1 protein-coding gene is annotated in these 274 nt (G+C 37.6%); it reads left to right on the forward strand.

The genetic code is table 11. From position 1 onward, the window contains the following. Nucleotides 1-101: 101 nt before the first annotated feature. Nucleotides 102-274, forward strand: a 173-nt coding sequence (locus O4H47_RS17920; RefSeq protein ID WP_269395389.1) for a 50S ribosomal protein L19, incomplete at its 3' end; no start/stop codon positions are given.

The following is a 274-nucleotide window of genomic DNA, read 5'->3' on the forward strand; positions in this document are numbered from 1 at the left end:
CAATTACTTGCTGAGTTTGTTAATGAGCATAAAGCCATTAAAGAACATAACGCAAAGTAACCTAATTTATTTAGTATCAGTTTATTCTAGGAATTTAAAAAATGAGTAACATCATCAAAGCTCTTGAAGAAGAGCAAATGAAATCAGACCTACCTAAATTTGCACCAGGTGACACTGTTGTAGTTCAAGTTAAGGTAAAAGAAGGTGACCGTGAGCGTCTACAGGCTTTCGAAGGCGTTGTAATCGCAATCCGTAACCGTGGTCTACACTCTGC

The organism is Maritalea porphyrae, assembly GCF_027213965.1.
GTDB classification, from domain to species: Bacteria; Pseudomonadota; Alphaproteobacteria; order Rhizobiales; family Devosiaceae; genus Maritalea; species Maritalea porphyrae_A.